The sequence below is a fragment of the Pseudomonas sp. B13(2017) genome, assembly GCF_002113245.1.
GTDB lineage: Bacteria > Pseudomonadota > Gammaproteobacteria > Pseudomonadales > Pseudomonadaceae > Aquipseudomonas > Aquipseudomonas putida_Z.
Map to the genome: position 1 here is coordinate 339,533 of NZ_NEJX01000003.1, position 17,721 is coordinate 357,253.

Annotated in this window: 13 protein-coding genes and 1 pseudogene; 5 read left to right on the forward strand and 9 right to left on the reverse strand. The window is 65.7% G+C overall.

The annotated features are described in order from the left end of the window. Positions 1-105: 105 nt before the first annotated feature. Genes CAG44_RS06850 through ptsP form a run of 3 tightly spaced genes read right to left on the reverse strand, consistent with a single transcriptional unit; the run spans position 106 to position 5,642 of the window. The gene (locus CAG44_RS06850; RefSeq protein WP_085691830.1) at positions 106-1,845 is read right to left on the reverse strand and encodes a PTS fructose-like transporter subunit IIB; all 1,740 of its coding nucleotides are present in this window, start codon (positions 1,843-1,845) and stop codon (positions 106-108) included. After that, positions 1,842-2,789 carry a 1-phosphofructokinase gene (pfkB, locus tag CAG44_RS06855; protein ID WP_085691831.1) on the reverse strand — a complete coding sequence of 316 codons (948 nt, stop codon included), beginning with the start codon at positions 2,787-2,789 and terminating at the stop codon, positions 1,842-1,844. The genes CAG44_RS06850 and pfkB overlap by 4 nt, the downstream gene beginning before the upstream one ends. Further along, entirely contained in the window at positions 2,790-5,642 is a 2,853-nt protein-coding gene (ptsP, locus tag CAG44_RS06860) for a phosphoenolpyruvate--protein phosphotransferase (protein ID WP_085691832.1), read from the reverse strand. 284 nt (positions 5,643-5,926) lie between these two features. Here ptsP and cra point away from each other — a divergent pair, with 284 nt between their 5' ends. Both cra and CAG44_RS06870 read left to right on the forward strand, forming a co-directional pair. Further along, a complete protein-coding gene (gene cra / locus CAG44_RS06865; RefSeq protein ID WP_085691833.1) occupies positions 5,927-6,922 on the forward strand; it encodes a catabolite repressor/activator in 996 nt (331 codons plus the stop codon). Positions 6,923-6,924: 2 nt separating this feature from the next. Continuing rightward, on the forward strand, positions 6,925-7,701 hold the full coding sequence (locus tag CAG44_RS06870) for a TatD family hydrolase (RefSeq protein ID WP_085691834.1): 777 nt from the start codon (positions 6,925-6,927) through the stop codon (positions 7,699-7,701). A 126-nt stretch (positions 7,702-7,827) separates the two neighbouring features. Here CAG44_RS06870 and ampE read toward each other — a convergent pair whose 3' ends face one another. The 3 genes from ampE to CAG44_RS06885 form a co-directional block, all read right to left on the reverse strand. Next, positions 7,828-8,658 carry a regulatory signaling modulator protein AmpE gene (gene ampE / locus CAG44_RS06875; RefSeq protein ID WP_085691835.1) on the reverse strand — a complete coding sequence of 277 codons (831 nt, stop codon included), beginning with the start codon at positions 8,656-8,658 and terminating at the stop codon, positions 7,828-7,830. Beyond that, entirely contained in the window at positions 8,655-9,227 is a 573-nt protein-coding gene (ampD, locus tag CAG44_RS06880) for a 1,6-anhydro-N-acetylmuramyl-L-alanine amidase AmpD (protein WP_025337723.1), read from the reverse strand. Before ampD ends, ampE begins: the two co-directional genes overlap by 4 nt. Positions 9,228-9,435: 208 nt before the next feature. Next, positions 9,436-11,583, reverse strand: coding sequence for a DUF1631 domain-containing protein (locus CAG44_RS06885; RefSeq protein WP_085691836.1), 2,148 nt, complete (start codon positions 11,581-11,583; stop codon positions 9,436-9,438). Between the two features lie 242 nt (positions 11,584-11,825). Between CAG44_RS06885 and nadC the strand changes: the two genes are divergently transcribed. Then, positions 11,826-12,674, forward strand: a complete 849-nt coding sequence (gene nadC / locus CAG44_RS06890) for a carboxylating nicotinate-nucleotide diphosphorylase (RefSeq protein WP_025337721.1) — start codon at positions 11,826-11,828, stop codon at positions 12,672-12,674. Between the two features lie 162 nt (positions 12,675-12,836). On the opposite strand, the gene trxB is transcribed toward nadC, so the two are convergent. Then, positions 12,837-13,799 carry a thioredoxin-disulfide reductase gene (gene trxB / locus CAG44_RS06895; protein ID WP_025337720.1) on the reverse strand — a complete coding sequence of 321 codons (963 nt, stop codon included), beginning with the start codon at positions 13,797-13,799 and terminating at the stop codon, positions 12,837-12,839. A 327-nt stretch (positions 13,800-14,126) separates the two neighbouring features. Between trxB and cysZ the strand changes: the two genes are divergently transcribed. Further along, on the forward strand, positions 14,127-14,855 hold the full coding sequence (gene cysZ, locus CAG44_RS06900; RefSeq protein ID WP_085587379.1) for a sulfate transporter CysZ: 729 nt from the start codon (positions 14,127-14,129) through the stop codon (positions 14,853-14,855). Between the two features lie 123 nt (positions 14,856-14,978). Here the strand turns inward: cysZ and CAG44_RS29265 are convergent, their stop codons facing one another. Together CAG44_RS29265 and CAG44_RS29270 are read right to left on the reverse strand one after the other, a co-directional pair. Next, on the reverse strand, positions 14,979-15,410 hold the full coding sequence (locus CAG44_RS29265) for a methyl-accepting chemotaxis protein (protein WP_371262304.1): 432 nt from the start codon (positions 15,408-15,410) through the stop codon (positions 14,979-14,981). A 156-nt stretch (positions 15,411-15,566) separates the two neighbouring features. Next, positions 15,567-16,412 (reverse strand): annotated as a pseudogene (locus tag CAG44_RS29270) (PAS domain-containing protein); the annotation flags it as partial. A gap of 56 nt (positions 16,413-16,468) precedes the next feature. Between CAG44_RS29270 and CAG44_RS06910 the strand changes: the two are divergent. Continuing rightward, positions 16,469-17,659, forward strand: coding sequence for a glycosyltransferase family 1 protein (locus CAG44_RS06910; RefSeq protein ID WP_085587377.1), 1,191 nt, complete (start codon positions 16,469-16,471; stop codon positions 17,657-17,659). Positions 17,660-17,721 lie beyond the last annotated feature (62 nt).

Sequence of the window (17,721 nt, forward strand, 5' to 3'; positions counted from 1 at the left end):
CGCGGGCACGCCCGCTCCCACAGGGTCACTGCAAGCTTCCGGATCATGCAGTACCTGTGGGAGCGGGCGTGCCCGCGAAGAGGCCAGTAAGGCCCGCTGAAATCTCTAACCCTTCACCGGCGCTACCGCCAACTCCACCCGCTCGCTCTTCTTGATCACCGCATACACCACCGCCGTCAGCAGGCTACCCGCCACGATCGCCAACAAGTACAGCAGCGCATGGTTGATCGCATTGGGGATCAGCAGCACGAACAGGCCGCCATGCGGCGCCATCAGCTTGCAGCCGAAGTACATCGACAATGCCCCGGTCAATGCCCCGCCGGCCACGCTGGCCGGGATCACCCGCAGCGGGTCCTTGGCGGCAAACGGAATCGCCCCTTCGGAGATGAAGCACAGCCCCAGCGCCAGGGCCGCCTTGCCCGCTTCACGCTCGCTCTGGGCAAACTTGCGTCGGGCCAGGAAGGTGGCGATACCCAGGCCAATCGGCGGCACCATGCCGGCGGCCATGGTCGCCGCCATCGGCGCATAGCTCGACGAGGCCAACAGCCCCACCGAGAAGGCATAGGCGGCCTTGTTGATCGGCCCGCCCAGGTCGACGCACATCATGCCGCCCAACAACAGGCCCAAGAGGATGGCATTGGTGGTACCCATACTGTCGAGAAAATGCGTGAGCCCTTCCAGCATCGCCGCCACCGGCTGGCCGACCACGTAGATCATCACCAGGCCGGTGAACAGGCTGGCCAGCAGCGGAATGATCAGGATCGGCTTGAGTGCCTCCAGGCTGCTGGGCAGGCGCGCCCAGCGGGCAATGGCCTTGGCGCTGTAGCCGGCGAGGAAGCCGGCGACGATACCACCGATGAAACCGGCGCCCAGGGTGCTGGCCAGCAGGCCGCCGATCATGCCGGGCGCCAGCCCCGGGCGGTCAGCGATGGACCAGGCGATATAGCCCGCCAGCAGCGGCACCATCAGCTTGAATGCAGCCTCGCCGCCGATCTGCATCAACGCCGCCGGCAAGGTGCCCGGTTCTTTATAGGCCTCGATACCGAACACGAACGACAAGGCAATCAGCAAGCCGCCAGCCACCACCATCGGCAGCATGAACGACACGCCGGTGAGCAGGTGCTTGTATACCCCGGTCTTCTCGCCCTTCGCTGGCGTGCTCGCCGCTGCAGCATCGCTGCTGTTTTCCACCTTGGCTTCGGCCAAGGCCTTGTCCAGGGTGGCACGGGCCTGCTTGAGGGCGATACCGGTGCCACAACGGTAGATGCGCTTGCCGGCGAAACGCGCGGTGGGCACTTCGATGTCGGCGGCCAGCAGCACTACATCGGCTGCGGCGATGGCTTCGGCGGACAAGGGGTTGCGCGCACCGACCGAACCCTGGGTCTCGACGGTGAGCTGGTAGCCCAGTTGCTGCGCGGCCTGCTGCAAGGCTTCTGCGGCCATGAATGTATGCGCGACGCCAGTCGGGCAAGCCGTGACGGCGACGATGCGTGCGCCTGCGCTGCCAGCTTCGGCCGCAAGGCCTGGCACCGTGGCCAGCAGCCGGGCGTTGGCCGCCGCCTCATCGAGGAAGCCTTCGCGGTCGGCCAAAGCCTGGGACGGCGTGCTCTGGTACACGCGCTTGCCGACGAAACGCGCCAGGTCCACCGGGCCGGTACTGACCACCAGCACCCAGTCGGCCTCGGCTATCTGCGCGGCGCTCAGTTGCCGCTCGGGGTGGCCGGCATCCTGCACTTCGACGCTGGTGCTCCAGCCCCGCCGCTGGGCAGCGGCGGACAGCAAGCGCGCGCTCAGCACGCTCGACACCTGGCCGTTGGGGCAGGCAGTGACAATGGCAATGTTCATCGGCAACCCTCTTGTTGTTCTGTCAGTTGCACGGCGGCTTCCAGACGCGCCAGTTGCTCGCGGTCACGGATGCCGAAACCAACCTGGGTAACAGCCTGTGCTGCGATCGCGGTGGCACGGGTCAAGGTCTGCGCCGGGGCTTCGCCCTGCAGCAGGCCGTGGACCATGCCGGCCACCAGCGAATCACCTGCGCCCACCGTGCTGGCGACCTGCACCTTGGGCGGGCAAGCATGTACGGCATGGTCATGGGTAAACCAGCTGACGCCCTGCTCGCCCGCCGACACCACCACGTGTTCGACGCCACTGGCCAGCAGGCGCTCGGCAGCAGCGCGCTGCTGCGCCGGGTTATCCACAGCCAGGCCAAGCACCTCGCCCAGCTCTTCGGTATTTGGCTTGACCAGCCAGGGCGAGCTCTGCAGGCCGGCACGCAGGGCTTCGCCGCTGCTGTCCAGGGCCACCTTGAGGCCTTGCGCCTTGAGCTGTTCGAGCAACTGGCGGAACCAGTCGGTGCTGATCCCGCGCGGCAGGCTACCAGCCACCACCACCGCGTCGTGGCCCGGTGCAATCTGCGCCAGGCGGCGCAGCAATGCACTGCGTGCCGCTTCGTCGACTTCCGGGCCTTGGCCGTTGATGTCGGTGACACGGCCATCAGCCTCGACCAGCTTGATGTTGCTGCGGGTTTCGCCCGGTACGCGGACAAAGCAGTCGACGAAGCCGCGCCAGTCGATCAGCGCCTCGAAGGGCTGCAGGTTGTCACGCCCGAGGAAGCCGCCAACAGTGACGCTGTGCCCCAGGTCGGCCAGTACCTGGGCAACGTTCAGCCCCTTGCCCGCGGCGTGGCTGTGCTGCTCCTGGCTGCGGTTGACCTGCCCCGGGCGCAGGGTATCCAGGCCGATGGTGATATCCAGCGCCGGGTTCAGGGTGAGGGTGAGGATCTTGGCCATTCAGTAACGCTCCACCAGCGCGCGAACCGCTGCGGCGCTGTCCTGTTGCAGGGCCTCGCGCGCCAGGGCGCGGGCAGTCTGGTGATCGGCCTGGCGGACCAGGGCCTTGACTTCGGCAATGCTGCGCGCGGCGACGCTGAGTTCGTCCACGTCCAGGCCCAGCAGCACGGCCACCGCCTGCGGGTCGGCCGCCAGCTCGCCGCACACGCCCACCCACTTGCCATGGGCATGGGCGGCGCGCACGGTCATGTCGATCAGGCTGAGCACCGCAGGGTGCAGGCCGTCGGCCTGGGCCGAGAGGCTGGGGTGACCACGGTCGATGGCCAGGGTGTACTGGGTCAGGTCGTTGGTGCCGATGCTGAAGAAGTCCACTTCGCGCGCCAGCTGTGGTGCCAGCAGCGCTGCCGAGGGCACCTCGACCATGATGCCCAGCTGCAGGTCGGCTACCGGGATCTCGGCGCGCAGGCGCTCGACCATGGCACGCGCCTCGCGCCATTCATGCACCTGCCCGACCATCGGGAACATGATGCGCAGCGGGCGCTGGTCGGCCGCGCGCAGCAAGGCGCGCAACTGGTCCTCCATCACCTGCGGGCGCTGCAGGGTCAGGCGTACGCCGCGCACACCGAGGAACGGGTTTTCTTCGGCAGCGATCGGCCAGTACGGCAGCGGTTTGTCACCGCCGACATCAAGGGTGCGCACCACCAGCGGGCGCCCGTCGAGGCCATCGAGCACGCGGCGGTACTCGGCTTCCTGAGTCGCCACATCCGGGGCCTGGGTGTGGGCCATGAAAATCAGCTCGGTGCGCAGCAGGCCCACGCCTTCGGCGCCCTGCTCCACCACCTTGGCGATGCCGTTGCTCTCGCCGATGTTGGCAAACACCTCGACAGCGTGACCATCACGGGTGACCGCCGGCTCGAAGCGGTTGGCCCAGGCGGCCTGCAAGCGCTGCTCGCGCAGGTCGCGTTCGGCCAGGGCCCGTTGCAGTTCATCCGCCGGCGGCGCCACGCTGACCACGCCACGCTGGCCATCGAGCAGCAACGGCGTGCCAGTGTCCAACAGCAGTATCGACGCCCCCGCGCCCACTACCGCCGGAATGCCCAGGGCACGGGCGACGATGGCGCTGTGGGCGGTGGCGCCACCCTGAGCTGTGACGATACCGGCGACGCGGCTCGGGTCCAGCCGGGCGACATCGGACGGGCCGACTTCGGTCATCACCAGCACGTAGGGTTGCTCGGGTTCAGCCTGGGCCTGCACGCCACACAACTGCGCCAGCACGCGGCGGCCGATGTCACGCAGGTCGGCAGCACGTTCGGCGAGCAAGGCATCGTGCAGCGACTCCTGCTGGCGCGCCGCCGCCTCGATCACTGCCATCCAGGCTGCCGCGGCGCTTTCGCCCTGGCCCAGGCGCTGCTCCACATCATCGGCCAGGGCCGGGTCGGCGAGCATCTCCTGGTGGGTGACGAAGATTTCGCCAATGGCCTTGTCGCTGCGCTGGACCAAGGCCTGCAGCTCGCCATTGACAGTCGCAACGGCTTCACGCAGCTTCTGCCGCTCCAGGGCGCAGGACTCGCCGCGCAGGGGGTAGTCGAACTCACGCTCGACACACACATGCGCCGGGCCACTGGCAATGCCGGGCGCCGCACCCACACCGTGGATGCGGCTACCGGCCGCGGGCGCTTGCAGCACTTCGGCCGCTGCGCCGGCTGCGGTCGCCGCGCTCTGTGGCAGTGGCTCCACCTCTTCGCCCAGGCCTTGTTCGATGGCGGCCAGCAGCACCGGCAAGGCATCCGCGGCGATGGCTGGCTCAGCCACCAGTTCCAGCGCCTGGCCACGTCGAGCGCCGAGACTGAGCAGCTTGCTCAGGCTCTTGACCGACACCGCTGGCTGCGCGCTGTCGACCAGGCGTATACGGATTTCCCCCTCGAAACCTTTGGCCAGCTGCGCCAATACCTTTGCCGGGCGGGCGTGCAAACCGTGCGGGTTGGCCAGCACGACCCGCGCGCTGGGCCAGTCCGCCGGCGCTTCACCGCCCAGCACTTCCAGTACCGCGCGGCTGCTGGTGGCCTGGTAGAGCATCTGCCCACGGCCTTCGATCAGCACTTCGCACAGGCGCTCGAGCAAGGCCTGGTGGGCAGCACCGAGGCTGGCCAGGCAGAACAGGCCGTTGAGCGGCTGGTCGCGGTAACGCAGCGGCTGCTGCGGGGTGATGAAGGCCAGGCCCGGCTGGCGCACCTGGCGCTCGCTGTGCAGCCACCACAGGCCCTCACCCAGCGGCAGCGGTTCGGCCTGCTGCAGCACGGCGGCAAAACCGCTGTCGACGCAGTCGGCGCGCTGCAACAGGCGGGCACCGCGCCAGGCCAGCTCATCGAAGTCCTCGGCCGCCAGGTTCAGTCCGACCAGTTGTGCATCCAGCGCCAGTTCCTGCGGCGCGCCCTGCAACAGTTTCAGCAACGCCTCGGCGGAGCCGGCGCGGCGCAATGCTTCGGCCAGGTCGGTCTCGCCCAGGGCACGGGTCAGCAGTTGCAGCAGGCGCAGGTGCTCGTCGGAACGGGCGGCGATGCCGATGGCAAGGTAGACCATCTGGCCATCGCCCCAATCCACGCCCTCGGGAAACTGCAACAGGCGCACGCCGGTGGCGTACACCAGGTCACGGGTCTGCGGCGTGCCATGGGGGATGGCAATGCCCTGCCCAAGGAAGGTGGAGCCTTGTGCCTCTCGGGCCTGCAGCCCTTGCAGGTATCCCTCGGCGACCAGGCCATCGGCGACCAGCCGGTCGGCCAGCAGGCGCAATGCCTCGGCCTTGTCGGCGGCCTTCTGGCCCATGGCTATCTGCTCCTTGGCGAGCTCGAGCATGACCTTCTCCTTTTGCAGTTCCCGGTCGGGTACTGGAGTATTGTTGTGAAATTCACTTGAACGGCCAGTTCAACAGCCTTGCACGGATGGCAGCCGAGGCAGAAAATTCGGCAGCTGAAACGATTAATCTGACCAGACGGCCACGTTACTCGATAATCTGCCGAGGAAAAAGCCCCATCCTGTCGGACAATTGCGACAATGGTCGTCTGCGCGTGGCGCCCTCGCCGGGTCAAACTACCCGGTCAGGGCTCACAGCCAGCCCCGGTAATAACAAGGAAAATTCGGTGAAACTCAGCGATATCGCCCGTCTGGCCGGTGTGTCCGTGACCACTGCCAGCTACGTCATCAATGGCAAGGCCGAACAGCAGCGCATCAGCAACAGCACTGTCGAGCGGGTACGCGCGGTGGTCGAGGCCCACGGCTTCACCCCCAACCCGCAGGCCGCTGGCCTGCGCAGCCGGCATACCCGCACCCTGGGCTTCATTCTCCCGGATCTGGAGAACCCCAGCTACGCCCGCATCGCCAAGCAGCTCGAACAAGGCGCCCGCGCCCGCGGCTACCAGTTGCTGATCGCCAGCAGCGACGACCAGCCCGACAGCGAGCGCCAGTTGCAGCAGCTGTTCCGCGCCCGCCGTTGCGATGCACTGTTCGTCGCCAGCTGCCTGCCGCCAGAGGACGACAGCTACCGCGAACTGCAGGACAAAGGCCTGCCGGTGATCGCCATCGACCGCCGCCTGGACCCTGCGCACTTCTGCTCGGTGATCAGCGACGACCGCGACGCCAGCCGCCAACTGGCCGCCAGCCTGCTGTGCGCCGCCCCGCGCAGCATTGCACTGATCGGCGCACGCCCCGAGCTGTCGGTCAGTCAGGCACGTGCCGGCGGCTTCGACGAAGCCCTGCAAGGCTATGCCGGCGAAGTTCGCCGCTATCAAGGCGAAGCGTTCAGCCGTGAGTGCGGCCAGCGCCTGATGCAGCAGTTGATCGACGACCTTGGCGGCCTGCCGGATGCCCTGGTGACTACCTCCTACGTGCTGCTGCAAGGGGTGTTCGATACCCTGCAGGCGCGCCCTGCCGACTCGCGCCAGCTGCAGCTGGGTACCTTTGGCGACAACCAGTTGCTCGACTTCCTGCCGCTGCCAGTCAATGCCATGGCCCAGCAGCATGGCCTGATTGCCGCCACCGCCCTGGAACTGGCACTGGCCGCGATCGAGGATAAACGCTACGAACCTGGCGTGCATGCTGTCGGTCGAACGTTCAAGCAACGCATTACAGCGGCCTGAACATGCGCCTGATCGACACCCACACCCACCTGGACTTCCCCGACTTCGACGCCGACCGCCCGCGCCTGCTGGCCAACGCGGCGTCGCGCGGGATTGAGCGGATGGTGGTGCTGGGGGTGTACCAGGCGAATTTCCAGCGGGTGTGGGACCTGGCCTGTGCCGACCAGCGCCTGTTCGCCGCGCTCGGCCTGCACCCGATCTACCTTGACCAGCATCGCCCGGAGCACCTGGCGCAGCTGCGCGAGTGGCTGGAGCGCCTGCACGGCGACCCACGGCTATGTGCGGTGGGCGAGTTTGGCCTGGACTATTACCTCGAAGACCTGGACAAGGCCCGCCAGCAGGAGCTGTTCGAAGCGCAACTGCAGATGGCCTGCGACTTCGAACTGCCCGCCCTGCTGCACGTGCGCCGCAGCCATGCGCAGGTGATCGCCACGCTCAAGCGCTTCAAGCCGGGGCGGGCGGGGGTGATACATGCGTTTGCCGGCAGTTACGAAGAGGCCCGCGAGTACATCAAGCTGGGCTTCCGGCTTGGGCTTGGCGGTGCGGGTACCTGGCCGCAGGCCCTACGGCTGCGCAAGACCCTGGCGCGGTTGCCGCTGGACAGCGTGGTGCTGGAGACCGATGCGCCGGACATGGCGCCGGTCATGTTCCCCGGGGTGAGGAACAGCCCGGAGCACCTGCCGGAGATCGCCGAGGCGCTGGCACAGGTGATGGGTGTGGAAGTCGCGGAGCTGGCTGAAGCCAGCACCCGCAATGCTTGCGAGTTGTTTGGCTGGTAGCTGAAGTGCTGGCACCTGCATGGGCCTCTTCGCGGGCTTGCCCGCTCCCACAGGGACCGCGCAAATCGTAGACCGGCGCAGTACCTGTGGGAGCGGGCAAGCCCGCGAAGAAGCCAGCGAGCCAGTTCAGACAAGCACCGTCCACAGCGCAAACCCGGCATACCACAGCACCGCACAGCGCAGCAGCAGCTCCCACAGGCTGTCCAGCCGCCCCAGCCCGCGCTGGCTGTCTTCTTCCTCGGGAATGTCATCAGCAATGCGCCCGACCCGGGCCACCAGGTGTGCGGCGCTGATATGCCAGTTGAGCACCTCGTGCAGCATCACTCGCGTGACCGCGAGGAAGTTGCCGACCAGGGCAAAACTCAAGGCCAGCACCCGTACCGGCAGCCAGTCCATGATATGCCTGAGCTGCTCGGCACGAGCCTTCAACGTCGGTTGCTTGCTGTGTTCGCCGCACAGCGCCAACAGGCGATAGGCCAGGGCTGCACCCGGGCCCAGCACGAAGTACCAGAAGATCACCGCGAAAAAGCCCTGGTACACCTGCCACAGCAGGTTGCCCTGCACCCGCACCAACAGGCTGTGCGGTTCGTCGGCCGCCAGCCCCAGGTCGCGCTCGGCCACATGCAAAGCGGCCTGGTCATCACCGCGCCGCCAGGCATCGCGGAACGGCCCCAACGATGCCTTGGCATCGCCGCGGCCCAGGCTGTAGATCAGCACCAGCAGGTGCACCGGCAATGCCAGCAAGCCGTACGCCACCGGCTCCAGCACATGCAGCAGCAACACCAGCAGCGCTACCGGTGCCAGTACCAGGATGGCCAGCGTCCACCACGGGTGCACCTTGCCGCTGCGCTCCAGGCGCACCAGTTCGCCAAGGAAGAACCCATCGCGCTGCACCTGATGGCGCAGGGCCGAGAACTTCTCGACCCACAGCGCCAGCAACAACACCAGAAAACTCATGCCTTGTCCTCGTTTTGCTGCAGCGCCTGTCGGTAGCGCGGCCAGTCGAAGGCCGGGCCGGGGTCGGTCTTGCGCTGCGGGGCAATGTCGCTATGGCCCTGGATGCGGCCCAGGTCGATGGCCGGCCAGGCACCACGGATGTGCCGGGTAAGTTGCTCCAGCACCGTGTACTGGGCATCGGTATAAGGCAGGTCGTCGGTGCCTTCCAGTTCGATGCCGATGGAGAAATCGTTACAGCCTTCACGCCCGTCGAAGCACGACACACCGGCGTGCCAGGCGCGGTCGAGCAACGACACGAACTGGGTCACCGCACCGTCACGCTCGACGAACAGGTGCGCCGACACGGTCAGGTGGTTGATGCTGGCGAAGTACGGGTGTTCGTCGGGGTCCAGGCGGTTCTGGAAGAATTGCTGGACCTTGCCGGTACCGAAGCAGGCAGGCGGCAGGCTGATGTTGTGGATCACCAGCAGGGAAATCGATTCGCCTTCGGGGCGGGTATTGAAGTTCGGCGAGGGGCAGTGGGTGATTCCGATTCCGTGGAACCAGCCAGTGGCACGGTCCAATTGCATGGGGCAGATCCTGAAAACGCCGTGAACAGGTCAACAGTATGCCCTGCGGCCAACGGCGTTTGCATGTGAATCATTGTAATGCTGTGGGAGCGGGCGTGCCCGCGAACACCGGCGCAGCCGGTGCCATCCACCGCGGCGCTTGTTTCGCGGGCACGCCGCTCCCACAGAGATCGTGCCAGCTTGCAGATATTGCGCAAGACAGTTGTGCCTACCGCCGCAGCCTGTCGAGCACCGCCTCCAGCGCCCGCTCGAACAACAGCCCGTCATCCAGCACTCGCACGTCGCCTCGGTGCAGTGCCTGGGCCAGGCTGGCACCATTCCATTCACGCACTTTCATGCCGGTGCGGTTGGCGAACACCAGCCGGTCGCTGCTGTCGATGCGCGCCACCAGCTTGCAGCGCAACGGTTCGTCCTCGTCCAGCACCTCGACCCAGGTACCGATACGCAGGCGCTGCACCTGGCGCAGCGCCACAGCCTGCCCGTCGGCAAACTGCAACGGAGCACAAGCGGGTTCTTCAGCAATCGCCAGGACGATGTCCTCGTCCACCAGCACCTCGCTCAGGGACCGGCCCTCACCACCGGGCGGCACCGCGGTATCCGCGCAGGCACGCAGGTGCAGCTGCTCCAGTTGCAGGAAGAATTCGCGGGTCGCTGCCGAGTCCAGGGCCACGCTGGACAGGCCATCGCGCAATGCCTTGAGCAGGCCCGGTACCTGCTGCAGCAAGGCATGTGGCTCATGCGGCGGGGTGATGCTGGCCAGCAGCGTGTCCATCGTCTGCAAGGCGTCTCGCCAGGCCTGGGATGCCTCGCCCTGCTTGAGCCAGGCCAGCAGCAGTACCTGGCTCCAGGCCTGAACCAGCATCTGTACCACCACCTGCGGCAATAACCGGCCGCGCAGCCGCTGGTTGAGTGCATGCTGCACCTGCTGCCTGGCCTGCAGGGCTCGGGCACGCCCTTCTTCGGCGTCCCGGGTACGTTGTTCAAGCAGCTCGTTGCGCCGCCGCTCGTCCTGGTTGAAAGCGAGGAAGTCTTCGAGCAATTCGGCGAACAGGCTGGCATCTTCGGCAAAATCATTGAGCAGGCGCTGGACGATACGCTCCACCCGCAGGTGCAGGCTGTCGCGCATGCCGTCGCCGCCCCATTCCCAACCAATTGCAGCACCAGCAATCTCGTTGAGCAGCCGGCGGGCCGGGTGGCTGGCCCGACTGAACAGCCCCTTGTCCAGCAGGGCTACCTTCAGCAGCGGAATATGCAGACGCCCGATCAGCGCACGCAGGCTGGCCGGCAGGTTGTCGTCGTCCTGGATGAAGGCGAACAGCAGGCCAACCAGGTTGATCATGTCCTCGTCGGCTACGTCGATGCGCCGGCGTGTGCCGCTGCGCACGCTGACCCGCAGCAGCAGTTGTTCAAGCTGTTGGCCAAGCTCGAAATCATCGGCCTCGTGGGTAGCGGGCACGTAGTGCTGCAAATGCGAAAGCAGGCGCAGCAGGTCGGCGGTGCTGATTGGCTGGGCGGCGGCCACCGCCTGCAAACGAGGCGCGAACTGCCCACGCGCCGGGGCCAGCAGTGTTTGCAACGAGGCAAAGAACGCCTGCCCTGCCGCGTCCGCGCCCACCTCGTGCCCCAGGCTCGCCGGCCCGCGTCGTGCGTTCATGCGCCGGTCTTCGGCGCGCCGGCGCGGTGCCGTTGGCAACTCGGGCAACACACCGGCAGCGGCCAGCAACTGGTTGGCTTCGCCATAGATCACATCGGCATCGCGCAACACATAGCGCTCGAACAGTTTCAGCAGGACCAGCTTGACCCGCAGGCAAACCCCCAGGTTGCGGCCAGCGTCGAGGAAGTAGCCGCACAGCGCTGCGGGCCCCAGCGGGTTGTGCTGCTCGTGCAGGGGGCGGTCGAGCAGTACCTGCAAGCGCAGGCCCAGTTGCTGCAGGGCAATGCCGTCGCGTGACAGCACCCGCGCGACCATGCCTTCGATCGCGGCGGCCCGCTCCACCTGGGCCTTGCTGCGCAGGTTGCCCGGCTCGACCAGGTGCGCCAGCAGGTCGACCTGGCCGATACGGGCAAAGGCATCATAGAACGTGTCGAGAAAACCGCGCTCGATGCTCTTGCGCTTCAGGCGCAGGTCGCGCATGGCCTCGAAGTACAGGTTCTGGTCACTGCGGTCGAAGGCCTTGTCGGCCATCTCGAAGAGGGTGTCGTCGGCGTTGTCGAACAAGTCCTGCAGGCCCTGACGCAACTGCAAGGCGGCCTTGTCCCGCACCTGCAGGAGCAACACCGGAAGGCAAGGCAGAGGCGCACGCCCGCCTCGATCGATGGCTGCCGCCAAGGGCACCACCTTGCCTTCTTTTTGCATCCTGTACTCCTTGCAGGGTGTCTCGCCCGAAGGGGCTGAAGATCGTCAAAGTCATGACGCCAAATACTGGTCACCATTATCGGTAAAAACCCGCACAGCTGCCAGCGCCGTTTCACTGGCTGGCTAATGACCCTGATTTACCCCGCTTGCTCACACCGGCCGACCAAAGGTCATCGCCAAGGCGACTGTACACACCGGCCCCCTGCCCTATAATCGCCGGCATCTAGCTTGTGGAGCCGACCATGCCGAACCTACGCCTTGCCGACCTGACCGCTGAAATCGAAGCCAATGTGCGCCGTGCGCTGTTGGAGGACATCGGCAGTGGCGATATCACCGCGCAGCTGATCCCGGCGGAGCGCCTGGCCAAGGCGACCATCATTACCCGCGAAGACTGCGTGATCGCCGGCACCGCCTGGGTCGATGCCGTGTTCCGCCAACTCGACCCACGCGTGGCCGTCCACTGGCAGGTGGCCGATGGCGAGCGCGCCACGGCCAACCAGCCACTGTTCCATCTGGAGGGCCCCGCGCGTTCGCTGCTCAGCGGTGAGCGCAGTGCACTGAACTTCCTGCAGATGCTGTCGGGGGTTGCCACCCGTGCGCGCTTCCTGGCCGACCTGGTGGAAGGCACCCAGGTGCGCCTGCTGGACACCCGCAAGACCCTGCCGGGCCTGCGCCTGGCGCAAAAGTATGCAGTGACTTGCGGCGGTTGCGACAACCACCGCATCGGCCTGTACGACGCCTTCCTGATCAAGGAAAACCACATCGCCGCCAGCGGCGGCGTGGCCGAGGCCGTGGCGGCGGCGCACCGCATTGCGCCGGGCAAGCCGGTGGAAATCGAAGTGGAAAGCCTGGACGAACTGCGCCAGGCACTGGCCGCAGGTGCCGACATCATCATGCTCGACGAGCTGAACCTGGAGGAGATGCGCGAAGCAGTGCGCATTACCGCGGGCAAGGCCAAGCTGGAAGCCAGTGGCGGGGTCAACGAGACGACCTTGCGGGTGATTGCCGAGACTGGGGTGGACTACATCTCGATTGGTGCCATGACCAAGGATGTGAAAGCGGTGGACCTGTCGATGCGGTTGAGCCTGTGAGCTGATCGCAGGCATGAAAAAACCGGCCTCACGGCCGGTTTTTTCTTTGGGGGCGCTTTGCGCCCCTTTCGCGACACAAGGCCGCTCCTACAGAGATCGCATATCCCTGTAGGAGCGGCCTTGTGTCGCGATGGGCTGCGCAGCAGCCCCGGCGATTCAGAATCAGAACGAAGCGTTGGCCAGCCCGTCCAGGTAACGCTCGACATCCAGCGCCGCCATGCAGCCCGCACCGGCCGAAGTAATGGCCTGGCGGTAAACGTGGTCAGCCACGTCACCGGCGGCGAACACGCCCTCGACGTTGGTGGCGGTGGCATTGCCTTCACGGCCGCCGTTGACCACCAGGTAGCCGTCCTTGAGGGTCAGCTGGCCTTCGAACAGCGAGGTGTTCGGGGTGTGGCCAATGGCGATGAACACGCCGTCGACCTTGATTTCGTCGCTGCTGCCGTCGTTGTTCTTCAGGCGCGCACCGGTCACGCCCATGTTGTCACCCAGCACTTCGTCCAGGGTGGCGTTGAGCTTGAGCTCGATCTTGCCTTCGGCCACACGGGCGTGCAGCTTGTCGACCAGGATCTTCTCGGCGCGGAAGGTATCGCGACGGTGTACCAGGGTCACCTTGCTGGCGATGTTGGCCAGGTACAGTGCCTCTTCCACGGCAGTGTTGCCGCCGCCAACCACGGCAACCGGCTTGTTGCGGTAGAAGAAGCCGTCGCAGGTGGCGCAGGCCGAAACACCCTTGCCCATGAAGGTTTCTTCCGACGGCAGGCCCAGGTAGCGGGCGCTGGCGCCAGTGGCGATGATCAGCGCGTCGCAGGTGTACTTGCCGCTGTCACCCTGCAGGGTGAAGGGCTTGTTGGCCAGGTCGACGGCGTTGATGTGGTCGAAGACGATTTCGGTTTCGAAACGCTCGGCGTGCTCCTGCATGCGCTGCATCAGCGCCGGGCCGGTCAGGCCATGGGGGTCGCCCGGCCAGTTGTCGACTTCGGTGGTGGTGGTCAGCTGGCCGCCGGCCTGCATGCCGGTGATCAGCAGCGGCTTGAGGTTGGCACGGGCGGCATACACCGCGGCGCTGTAACCGGCAGGGCCGGAACCGAGAATGATGACGCGCGAATGACGTACTTCAGACATGTCGAACTCCTGTCGAGCGGGCCGCAGGGCCGGCATCGGTGCACCGGCTGCGCCAGCAGGAAATTAAAAAGGACCCACGCAGCACTTGGGGAAGGCTACAACGCGCAGGCCCAGAAAGCGGAAAGTTGAGCGCACTGTAGCGAGGTCGCAAAGATTAAGGAAATATCCTTCGACAATCCACCTCATAGGCATCGTCTATTCAGCGATTTCATCGATAGCCAAACCCTGCTGCTTTTGTTACAGCCCGTTTCCCGCCCGCTGCCCGCCTTTCGTCGGCGCGGCAAACTCGGTAAGGTCAGCGCGTTTCCTTCTCTGCGGAGTCTCTCGATGCAAGCCCCTGTCCTCTCTGGCCCCCAGTACCTGCGCGAAGGCCTGAAACTGGTGCTGAGCCCCAACCTGCGGTTGTTCGTGCTGCTGCCGCTGGCGGTAAACCTGCTGCTGTTCGGCGGCCTGATCTACTTCGCCGGGCATCAATTCGACCTTTGGCTTGATGCCCTGATGCCGACGCTGCCGGATTGGTTGAGCTTCCTCAGCTACATTCTCTGGCCGCTGTTCGTTGCCTTGTTGGTGCTGATGGTGTTCTTCACCTTCACCTTGGTAGCCAACATCATTGCCGCGCCTTTCAATGGTTTCCTGGCGGAAAAGGTCGAGGTGGTGGTGCGTGGGCAGGACAACTTCCCGGCGTTCAGCTGGGGCGAACTGGTGGCCATGGTGCCACGGACCTTCGGCCGTGAAATGCGCAAGCTGGGCTACTTCCTGCCACGGGCAATCGGCCTGTTCATCCTGTCGCTGATCCCGGTGGTCAACGTGGTGGCGGCGCCGCTTTGGCTGATCTTCGGGGTGTGGATGATGGCTATCCAGTACATCGACTACCCGGCGGACAACAACAAGATGAGCTGGCAGGACATGCTCGCCTGGCTGCGCCAGAAACGCTGGCAGAGCCTGGGCTTTGGCGGCATTACCTACCTGGCGTTGATGATCCCGCTGGTGAACGTGCTGATGATGCCGGCGGCGGTGGCCGGGGCCACGTTGTTCTGGGTGCGGGAACGGAACTGATCCTGTGGGAGCGGGCGTGCCCGCGAACACGGGCGAAGCCCGTGCCATCCACCGCGGCGCCTGTTTCGCGGGCGTGCCCGCTCCCACAGGAAACGCGCAGGCATTGAAAACTGGGTGACGCTCTTACTGCCCCAACCGGCTGGAAAACTGCCCCACCACATCCACCACCCGCTTGGCCCCGTCCTGGATCTCGACAATCACGCTCCCGGTCTCGTCCGCCAGTGCCAGCCCCTGCTCGGCCTGGCGCTTGCTGGTGTCGATGATCGCCACTGCCGCCTGGGCCAGTTGCTCGTTCTGCTGCACCACCCGGGCGATTTCCTCGGTGGCGGTGCTGGTGCGCGAGGCCAGCTGGCGCACTTCATCGGCAACCACGGCAAACCCCCGCCCCTGCTCGCCGGCGCGGGCCGCTTCGATGGCCGCGTTCAGCGCCAGCAGGTTGGTCTGCCCGGCAATGTCGCTGATGGTCTTGATGATCGAGCCAATCACCCGCGATTGGGTATCCAGCGCCTGGATGCCCTCTGCCGCCTCTTGCATCGAAGCTTCCAGCCCGCGCATCACGCTGACGCTCTGGGTGACCACATCGGTGGCCTTGCGGGCGCTGGCATCGGTACCCAGCGAGGTGTTGTAGGCAACATCCGCCGCCTCGGCCACCGCCTGCTCCTGGTTGACCTGCTCGGTGATGACGGTGGCGAACTTGACCACCTTGTACAGCACGTCATGGGCATCGAAGATGGGGTTGTACGAAGCCTCCAGCCAGACCACCCGGCCATGGGCATCGATACGCTTGAAGCGGTCGGCAACGTACTCGCCACGGCGCAGCTTGTCCCAGAACGCCTGATAGCCGGCCGAGTTGGCCTCCTCCGGCTCGCAGAACATGCGGTGATGCTTGCCACGGATCTGCTCCAGGCGGTAACCGACGGTGGCCAGGAAGCGTTCGTTGGCGGTAAGCACGGTGCCATCGAGATCGAACTCGATCACGGCGGTGGAACGCATCAGCGCCTTGATCAGGCTTTCGTGCTCGCGGGAGGTCTCGATGGTGCGGGTAAGGTCGCTGGAGTGCAGCGTGAAATACTTGATGCGCCCCTCGCTGTTCTTGACCGGCTGCAGGATCGACCGTAACCAGGCCTCCTGGCCATTCCCGCGCAGCAGGCGGAATGCACCGTTCAGGTGTTCACCGCGGCTGATCGCGCCTTTCATGCGCTGGTAGAAATCCAGCGTCTTCACATGGGCGGGGACGATGTCCTCGATGTTGCGCCCAAGCAATTGTTCGGCACGGTAGAGCATCTCGCTCTCGAAGTTGCCGTTGACCATCTCGATCCGCCCCTGGGGGTCGAGTTGCAGTACCAGCATCTCGCTGTCGAGGCTACTCTTGACCTGTTCGATGGACATCAGGTCTTCGCGCAATTGCCGGATTTCTTGCTTGAGCTTGTTGTTGAACATCACCGCTCTCCTGGAGCGCATCGTCGAATGCATCTTCATCGGCTGCCGGTGCCCCCTCTTGAGCACCCTTGCAAGGAAAAATTCACAAGGCGAAAAGCGTCGCCGATCAGGCGTCATCTGTACGTCACATGGCAGTCACATTGGCGCAATCCAGCAGGCGGACACTTTTTGTCATGAATACACCCGCCCTACGCATTACCCTGGTCAGCGAAACCTTCCCACCCGAGATCAACGGCGTGGCCAATACCCTTGGCCGGCTCAGCGAAGGGTTGCGCCAACGCGGCCATGAGATCGAAGTGGTGCGCCCGCGCCAGGCCGGTGAAGCCCCCCTGCACAACGACCCGAACCTGATGCTGTGCCGTGGCTGGCCCCTGCCTGGTTACCCGGGCTTGCAATGGGGCGAAGTGTCGATGCACAAGCTGTTGCGCCGCTGGCGCCGGCAGCGCCCGGATGTGCTGTACATCGCCACCGAGGGGCCGCTTGGGCTCAGCGCACTGCGCGCGGCCCGGCGCCTGGGGGTAGCGGTGGTCAGCGGCTTCCACACCAACTTCCCGCAGTATTCCGGCCAGTACGGGTTGGGCCTGCTGACGCGCCTGCTCACCAACTACCTGCGCTGGTTCCATCGGCGCACGGCGACCACCCTGGTACCCAGCCTCAGTCAGCGCCTGGAGCTAGAACGCCGCGGTTTCGAACGCCTGGAGCTACTGGCCCGGGGGGTCGATGCCTGCCTGTTCAACCCGGCCCGGCGCAGCCCCGTGTTACGGGAACGCTGGGGGCTCGGCCCGGACGACATCGCCGTGCTGCACGTCGGGCGGCTGGCGGCAGAAAAGAACCTGGGTTTGCTGCGGCCAAGCCTGGAGGCCCTGCAGAAAACTTATCCACACAAACGCCTGCGCCTGATCATGGTGGGTGACGGCCCGCAGCGTGCCGCCCTCGAACAGCAGGTACCGGATGCCGTGTTCTGCGGCGCCCAGCGAGGCGAGCTACTGGCCGAACACTATGCCAGCGGTGACCTGTTCCTGTTTCCGAGCCTGACCGAAACCTTTGGCAATGTGGTGCTCGAAGCCATGGCCTCGGGGTTGGCGGTGGTCGCCTATGACGAGGCGGCCGCCGCGCAGCATATTCGCCATGGCCATAGCGGTGCGCTGGCCATGCCGGGGGACCAGGCGGCTTTCATCGATGCAGCCTGCTGGTTGCTGGAGGAAGAAGAGACGTTACGGCGGGTGCGCCTGAATGCGCGAAAGCATGCCAGCCGCCAGGGCTGGCCGGCGATTGTCGAGCAGTTCGAGGGGTATCTGCATGCAGCCCGGAACCAGGCTGCGACTTCACCAGCTTCGAGGCTGGGTGCTACACGATCTGTGTAGGAGCGGCCTTGTGTCGCGATCGGGCTGCAGAGCAGCCCCTCGATAGTTGCGACAATGCTGAT

Bases quoted from the DNA above. Each gene is read 5' to 3' on its own strand.
- pfkB (WP_085691831.1), bottom strand. From the start codon at position 2,789: ATGGCCAAGATCCTCACCCTCACCCTGAACCCGGCGCTGGATATCACC.
- CAG44_RS06850 (WP_085691830.1), bottom strand. From the start codon at position 1,845: ATGAACATTGCCATTGTCACTGCCTGCCCCAACGGCCAGGTGTCGAGC.
- ampE (WP_085691835.1), bottom strand. From the start codon at position 8,658: ATGAGTTTTCTGGTGTTGTTGCTGGCGCTGTGGGTCGAGAAGTTCTCG.
- ptsP (WP_085691832.1), bottom strand. From the start codon at position 5,642: ATGCTCGAGCTCGCCAAGGAGCAGATAGCCATGGGCCAGAAGGCCGCC.
- CAG44_RS29265 (WP_371262304.1), bottom strand. From the start codon at position 15,410: ATGCGCGGGCTGGAAGCTTCGATGCAAGAGGCGGCAGAGGGCATCCAG.
- CAG44_RS06885 (WP_085691836.1), bottom strand. From the start codon at position 11,583: ATGCAAAAAGAAGGCAAGGTGGTGCCCTTGGCGGCAGCCATCGATCGA.
- CAG44_RS06870 (WP_085691834.1), top strand. From the start codon at position 6,925: ATGCGCCTGATCGACACCCACACCCACCTGGACTTCCCCGACTTCGAC.
- cysZ (WP_085587379.1), top strand. From the start codon at position 14,127: ATGCAAGCCCCTGTCCTCTCTGGCCCCCAGTACCTGCGCGAAGGCCTG.
- trxB (WP_025337720.1), bottom strand. From the start codon at position 13,799: ATGTCTGAAGTACGTCATTCGCGCGTCATCATTCTCGGTTCCGGCCCT.
- CAG44_RS06910 (WP_085587377.1), top strand. From the start codon at position 16,469: ATGAATACACCCGCCCTACGCATTACCCTGGTCAGCGAAACCTTCCCA.
- nadC (WP_025337721.1), top strand. From the start codon at position 11,826: ATGCCGAACCTACGCCTTGCCGACCTGACCGCTGAAATCGAAGCCAAT.
- ampD (WP_025337723.1), bottom strand. From the start codon at position 9,227: ATGCAATTGGACCGTGCCACTGGCTGGTTCCACGGAATCGGAATCACC.